We start from the raw sequence: 6,846 nt of genomic DNA, 5'->3' as shown, positions 1-6,846 counted from the left end.
CGACTATTTGAATCAGTTGAGCAGTTAGAAGAGTTGTTACATAAATTATTAAATGAAGGAGAGCTAATCATTAATTGGTCTCGTAAAATTAAAAATAAGGGCAATGCTGTTTATTAAATCAAGCTGCTACGCAGCTTATGAAAATGCCCTGTTATTCCGCACCCGCGAAGAATCCCCGGAACTTTGGGCTATGACTCAAATGAATCTTGCCTCTGCTTACCGCCACCGACTTCAGGGCGATCCGGTAGAAAATGTTGAGAAGGCGATCGCAGCTAACAAAGCAGCCTTACAAGTTTACACTCAAGATGCTTTTCCATCAGGTTGGGCTGGCGTGCAAATGAATTTGGCTAATGCTTATTTGCATCGACTTAAGGGCGATCGAAATGAGAATTTAGAAATGGCTATTGCCGCCCATCAAGCAGCTTTACAAATCTTTAACCAGGATGATTTCCCTAGAGAGTGGGCTATGGTTCAAATGAATCTAGGCAATTGCTACCTCAACCTCGATCAAAATGAAGAGGCGATCGCCTATTATCGAAAAGCATTGGAAGTCTTCACGCCAACTGCTTTCCCCGTTGATTGCCAGAAAGTCGGTCAAATGCTAGGAAATGTATCATTTGTAGCTGGAGATTGGCAGTTAGCCATTGAGGGATACGGTATCGCGATTGAAGCCGTAGAAACCAGCCGTACTTGGGCAACTTCTGAATTTCGCCGCCAAGAAATTTTGGAAGAGGCGCTCGACATTTATGCAAACATCGTGCAAGCTTGCATTAATAATAAGCAGTTAGATAAAGCCCTTGAATATGTAGAGCGATCGCGCTCTAAACGCCTCGTAGACTTAATGGCAAGCAATGACCTCTATTCAAGTGCAGAAATTCCTGCTGAAATTCAACAGTATTTACAAGATTTTGAACGCCTACAGCAGCAAATTGACAAAGAACGAGGGCGCAATCAACCTAGCAACGACTTTGATAATAGCAAACTTGATAACAGCCGTGCAGCAGTAGAAGCTTACAATCAAATAATAGCTGATCTGGAAGTTGAAAAACTTCTAATTTGGGAACAACTTCGTCGCTTAGATCCGGTGCTTGCGGGTCAAATTCGAGTTAATCCTCTCAAATTCCCATCCATCCAGCAGCTTATCGACAAACCCACCACTGCAATTATTAGCTTTTACACCACTGTTAGCAACACCTTGATATTTGTGGTGCGGCAAAATGAGATTACTCTACACAATTGTACCGATTTAGGATTTGAGACTTTGCACGAATGGATTTTCCAAAATTGGTTAGGACAATATGTTGAGGATAAAAATTCTTGGCAAGAAGAGTTGGTTTGGATGCTAGCTGAAATTGCAAAACTGTTAAATTTGAATGACCTGATTTTGTGGCATTTAGAGGGAATTTCGGAACTAATTATAGTTCCTCATTTTGCCCTTCACCAAATCCCCTTCGCTGCACTACCCATCGGAGACAACCGATATTTGGGTGACAAGTTTCTCATTCGTTATGCACCTAGTTGTCAAGTCCTAGAATTCTGCCAGCAACGCCCTTCTCCCGGCAATAACCTAAACTGTGGCACTATTGAAGATGCGACGGGCGACTTGCCTTGCGCCAGCTTTGAAGGAGAGCAACTGGCAGTTCTTTATAATATCCCAGACAATCAACGCTTAAAAGGTCGCCATCAAGCCACGGTTAGTAACTATCGACAATTAGCGCAAACCGTCCAAATCCTCCACTCTAGCCACCACGCCCAGTCGCGCTTGGACAATCCCTTTGAATCGACATTAATTTTAGGAGATGGCTGCATTACTTTAGGTCAGCTAATGACTCCTGCATGGCGTCTCCCTCAGTTGTCGGATGTATTTCTTTCCTGCTGCGAAACAGGATTGGGATTGAGTGAAATTACTGGTGATATCCTCACTTTTTCAACTGCTTTTTTGTCGGCGGGAGCCCGAAGTGTTATCAGTACGCTTTGGGCTGTTGAGGATTTAGCTACAGCACTTTTCTCGATCTTTTACTATCAAGAGTGGCAGCAGGGAAAGAATCGCTCGGAAGCTATGAGACAAGCTCAAGTTAAGTTACGAGAGCTTACGGGCAATACCTTAGCTGCTAGTTATAAACCCCAACTCACAGAACTTTTGAAACAGAAACTTAAAGAAACCGACGCGCTCCGCAAAAGAGCCCAGGCAGAACGAAAGGCTTGCTCCTTCGATTCCTCAGAATATCAGCAATGGGATGAAGCATACAAAAAGTATGATAAAATTAGTAAACAAATTTATCGGTCTCGCGAAAATTTAGATAAATTTTGTCAAGAATCAAAGCCTTTCTCTCACCCTTTTTACTGGGCTGCTTTTACCTGCACTGGGATTCGGTAAAATAGACTATTAAGGCTATCAAATTAACTTAATTTACTTTTGGCTACAAAGTCCAGAATTAGCGATCGCACGAGTCCACAGGCGGGTAGAAAGTGGGGGTCACAATATCCCAGAAGATGTAATTCGTCGCCGTTATGAACGGAGACGGAAAAACTTAACAAATTTGTATTTATCTCTGTGCGATAATTAGATAGTGTATGATAATTCTGGCAATAGTCCTCAACTCGTGGCTGCATTCGCAAACAACCAAGATGTAATGATTTATGAACCCACCATCTGGAACCAAATCATCCTCTGAAAATAACTCCCCAATTCCTCTAACAGAACTTCATCAAAAAATTGATGCTGGGGTTAAAATTGCTATTGCTAAAGCTTTAGATAGACATCGGAAATTAGGAGAATCAATTAGTATTTGGCAAGATGGAAAAGTCGTCACCTTAACTGGAAAGGAAATTCCTCAGCCTCCCTCTATCTAGCACTTCAGCATCTTATTGAAAGAGGGCTAAAGCCTACTGTTCGTAGTTGCGCTTCAGCGCAAAATTTAAGGGCTAAAGCCCAACTACTAATTAACTACTAACTGATAATAAATAAAGCTATGCCTTTAACTGGAATTGCTAACGAAAACGAATTTTACTCCGCCCATTACCTTGATGCGATTTTGACTCAAGATCTTAAAGGCGTGATTAAAGAATGGCAAGAAACCTCTGAAGAAAAAACACCAGATAAAGCGTTGGGGAGTCTTCGCCAGGATTATTTTCGTTTGCAAGACCAATTAAAGCACCTTGATGAGGTTGAAGAAAAAGAAGAAAAGCTTCAACAACAACGAGAGTTTTTTAAACAAATTTTAGCAATTTTGGGTTATCAATGGCAACCCCAATTAAAGGTTTTAGATTCGGATCATTTTTTACCGATTATTGCAGAAATTAACCGTAATAATAACAGCCCGCAACTATGGGTAATTGAAGGATTTAATAATAGTTCTGATCCTTGTGATGTTCTCTCTTTAACGCTACAAATTGAACAATATCAAGGGTTAGAAGATATTGAGGGGGAAAAATTACAAGATTTAAGCTTAGAAGACTTATTAACAGATTACATCTTTGCTCAAAATAATCCGCCGCGTTGGGTGATTCTGATTAGTATTGATCAATTAATATTAGTTGACCGCCATAAGTGGAATGCGTCTCGGTTATTGCGGTTTGACCTCGCCCAACTGCTGGAAGAACGCGATAAAGATTCTCTCCTGGCTGTGGCTACTTTATTACATCGAGAGCATACCTGTCCGGCTGATGGAACCGCTTTACTGGATACCCTTGATGAAAATAGCCATCGTCACACTTATAGCGTTTCAGAAGATCTGAAATATGCGCTACGAGAAGCGATTGAATTATTAGGAAATGAAGCAATTTATTATCGAAAAACCGTTAGCAAAAAACAAATTTTCTCTAGTGATGAACAGAAAGAACAGGGAAAACAAGAAATTGACCCCAATGAGTTGAAAATTGAATGTTTGCGCTGGGTGTATCGTCTTCTGTTTATTTTTTATATTGAAGCGCGACCGGAATTGGGTTACGCACCGATGGGGTCGGATGTGTATCGGGAAGGCTACAGTTTGGAAACCCTGCGGGACTTGGAACAAACTGAATTAATGTCAACAGAAGATGAAAATGGCTATTATATTGATACTTGTATTCGCCGATTATTTAGTTTGTTGTGGTCGGGATATCCTGAAGAAGCTAAACAATTAAACTTATTAGAACAAAATCAACAAATTGCCAATAAATCCATTTATAATACCTTCCGTTTACCTGCGCTCAAAAGCCATTTATTTGACCCTGGACGCATGAAAATGTTGAATAAGGTCAAATTTCGTAATCAAACCTTAAGAAAGGTGTTGGAGCTAATGTCTCTTTCTCGACAAGGGAAAGGACGACGGGGAAGAATTAGTTATGCACAATTGGGGGTAAACCAACTGGGGGAAGTTTATGAAGGGTTATTGAGTTTATCGGCTTTTTTTGCAGAGGAAGATCTCTATGAAGTGAAACCGGAAAAGGACTCAGAGGAACGCAGTGATCTGGAAGTGGGTTATTTTGTTCCGGCGCATCGTTTGGATGAATTTAAAAAGTCGGAATTGGTGATTGATCCTGAAATGAAAAAAGCGCCTCGTAAGCATGAAAAGGGAAAATTTATTTTTCGTTTAGCGGGACGCGATCGCCAAAAAAGTGCTAGTTATTATACACCGCAATCTTTAACGGAATGTTTGGTGAAATATGCTCTGAAGGAGTTATTGCAAAATAAAACGGCTGACGATATTTTAAAGTTAACGATTTGTGAACCTGCGATGGGGAGTGCGGCTTTTTTGAATGAAGCGATAGACCAACTCGCAGAAGCGTATTTAGAACGGAAACAGGAAGAACTTAATCAACGAATTCAGCATGATGATATTACCATTGAGAAACAAAAGGTAAAAATGTTGATTGCCGATCGCAATGTATTTGGAATTGATAAAAATCCAATTGCGATGGAGTTAGCAGAAGTTTCCTTATGGCTGAATTCAATTTATGGAGAACCGTTCGTAGTAAGGGCTTTAGCCCCCTCTTCTGATGATGATGCGCTGAAGCGCGACTACGAGCCGTTTGTAGTAGGGGCTTCAGCCTCTTCTGATGATGATGCGCTGAAGCGCAACTACGAGCGGGTGGCGCTGAAGCGCAACTACGGGCGGGTTTTTGTTCCTTGGTTTGGTTTGCAGTTGCACTGTGGGAACTCTTTGGTGGGGGCGAGGCGGCAAGTTTATCGGCGCAAAAATGTGACCGGAAGTAAAAAACAAGTGGCGAAATGGCACGAATTTGATCCTGAACGCATCCCCCTCGGTGAACCCTTACCCAAAGATGGTATTTTTCATTTTCTCTTGGGCGACCCTGGGATGGCAAACTATACGGATAAGGTGATCAAACAGCTTGAACCGGATGCTATCCAAAAGATTAATGAATGGCAAAAAGAATTTTGTAAAGCGGAATTAACTTCTGAACAGGCGGACTATGCTGTTGTTCTCAGTCAACGTATCGCTAAGTTGTGGGAGTCCTACGCCCAGGATCTCGCTAAAATACGTCAGCGCACCACCGACAGTCTGACGATATGGGGACAGCAACCGGAAACCGACGGCGAGACTCCCCTGGAACAAAAGGATAAAATCTATGAACAGGAAAAGCTATCCCAAGGAATTCTTAATTCTGGGGCTTACCGTCGCCTGAAGTTGGTGATGGACTATTGGTGTGGGTTGTGGTTTTGGCCGTTAACGGAGGCGGAAGAGTTACCCACCCGTGAGCAGTTTTTGCAGGATGTGGGGGCTATTTTGGGGGAAACGGAAATGTTAGTTCCTGCTGCGGTGCAGTTATCACTATTTCCTGAAACCCAAACCCCGGAACAAAGTCAAGAGTTTGTGGAAAATTGGGGGTTTGTAGACCTGGATAAGTTGAAAAAGTTTAAGCCTCAGTTACAGGTAGTGGAAAAATTGGCGCAACGGTATCGCTTTTTTCATTGGGAGTTAGAATTTGCGGATGTTTTCTTATTGAATGGCGGGTTTGATTTAATGGTTGGAAATCCCCCTTGGATTAAGATTGAGTGGCAAGAAGGGGATATTTTAGGGGATTATGATCCACTGACGGTTATTCGAGACTTAAAAGCGAGTCAATTTGCCCAACGGCGTGAGAATTTATTTGACCAATATCCAGGGTTAAGAAAAGGATATTTACAAGAGTATGAGGAATCAAACGGAACACAAAATTTTCTTAATGCCATACAGAATTATCCGTTATTACAAGGTCAAAAATCGAATTTATATAAGTGTTTTATCCCGCAAGCCTGGACGTTTAACAAACCTGCGGGTGTGTCTGGTTTCCTGCATCCTGAAGGGGTTTATGATGACCCAGAAGGAGGAATGTTGCGACGGGAACTTTATCGTTATCTAAAAGCACATTTCCAAATAGAAAATGAGTGTAAACTTTTTGTTGATGTTAATAATAGAGCAAAATTCAGCATAAATATTTATCAAAAACCGTCAAAAATAGAAAACACTATTATCCGGTTTGTTCATATTTCTAATATTTTCAGTACCCAAACTATATTTGAATGTTTTGATTCATCTTCTAGTAGTATAATTCCTGGAATAAAAAATGATGAGGATAAATGGGAAACCAAAGGGCATCCAGCAAGAATTATTAGTGTTGATTTTAACACTTTACAACTATTTGCTCAACTTTATGATTCTGAAGGAATACCTGCATCCGACGCTCGTTTACCTGCTTTACATTCTCAAAATTTAGTCAGTGTATTAGAAAAAATTATTGAGTGAAACTGATGATGGAAGATTGACATAGACAGTATTTTATGGTATTAAATATTGACTAAATCACTAAGAAAAAAATTTTTTTTATAAAAATGCCATCTAACTCCCTACTTTATTTTATTAC

The 6,846-nt window shown here is 40.8% G+C and carries 4 protein-coding genes and 1 pseudogene; 4 read left to right on the top strand and 1 reads right to left on the bottom strand.

What is annotated here, in order from left to right; all coding sequences use genetic code 11:
- Positions 1 to 117 (top strand): annotated as a pseudogene (locus H6G57_RS29315) (IS630 family transposase); the annotation flags it as partial.
- Positions 104 to 2,377, top strand: coding sequence for a CHAT domain-containing protein (locus H6G57_RS28460; protein WP_190525186.1), 2,274 nt, complete (start codon positions 104 to 106; stop codon positions 2,375 to 2,377). The pseudogene H6G57_RS29315 and the gene H6G57_RS28460, both read left to right, overlap by 14 nt.
- A gap of 23 nt (positions 2,378 to 2,400) precedes the next feature.
- On the opposite strand, the gene H6G57_RS28455 is transcribed toward H6G57_RS28460, so the two are convergent.
- On the bottom strand, positions 2,401 to 2,613 hold the full coding sequence (locus tag H6G57_RS28455; RefSeq protein WP_190525184.1) for a hypothetical protein: 213 nt from the start codon (positions 2,611 to 2,613) through the stop codon (positions 2,401 to 2,403).
- Positions 2,614 to 2,640: 27 nt separating this feature from the next.
- Here H6G57_RS28455 and H6G57_RS28450 point away from each other — a divergent pair, with 27 nt between their 5' ends.
- On the top strand, positions 2,641 to 2,853 hold the full coding sequence (locus H6G57_RS28450) for a hypothetical protein (protein ID WP_190525182.1): 213 nt from the start codon (positions 2,641 to 2,643) through the stop codon (positions 2,851 to 2,853).
- Between the two features lie 119 nt (positions 2,854 to 2,972).
- Positions 2,973 to 6,728, top strand: a complete 3,756-nt coding sequence (locus tag H6G57_RS29310) for an Eco57I restriction-modification methylase domain-containing protein (RefSeq protein WP_190525179.1) — start codon at positions 2,973 to 2,975, stop codon at positions 6,726 to 6,728.
- The last annotated feature ends 118 nt before the right edge of the window (positions 6,729 to 6,846 follow it).

Source organism: Planktothrix sp. FACHB-1365 (genome assembly GCF_014697575.1).
Lineage (GTDB): Bacteria > Cyanobacteriota > Cyanobacteriia > Cyanobacteriales > Microcoleaceae > Planktothrix.
The sequence above is the reverse complement of the archived record's forward strand: the minus strand, read 5'-3'. Positions and strand labels throughout refer to the sequence as shown.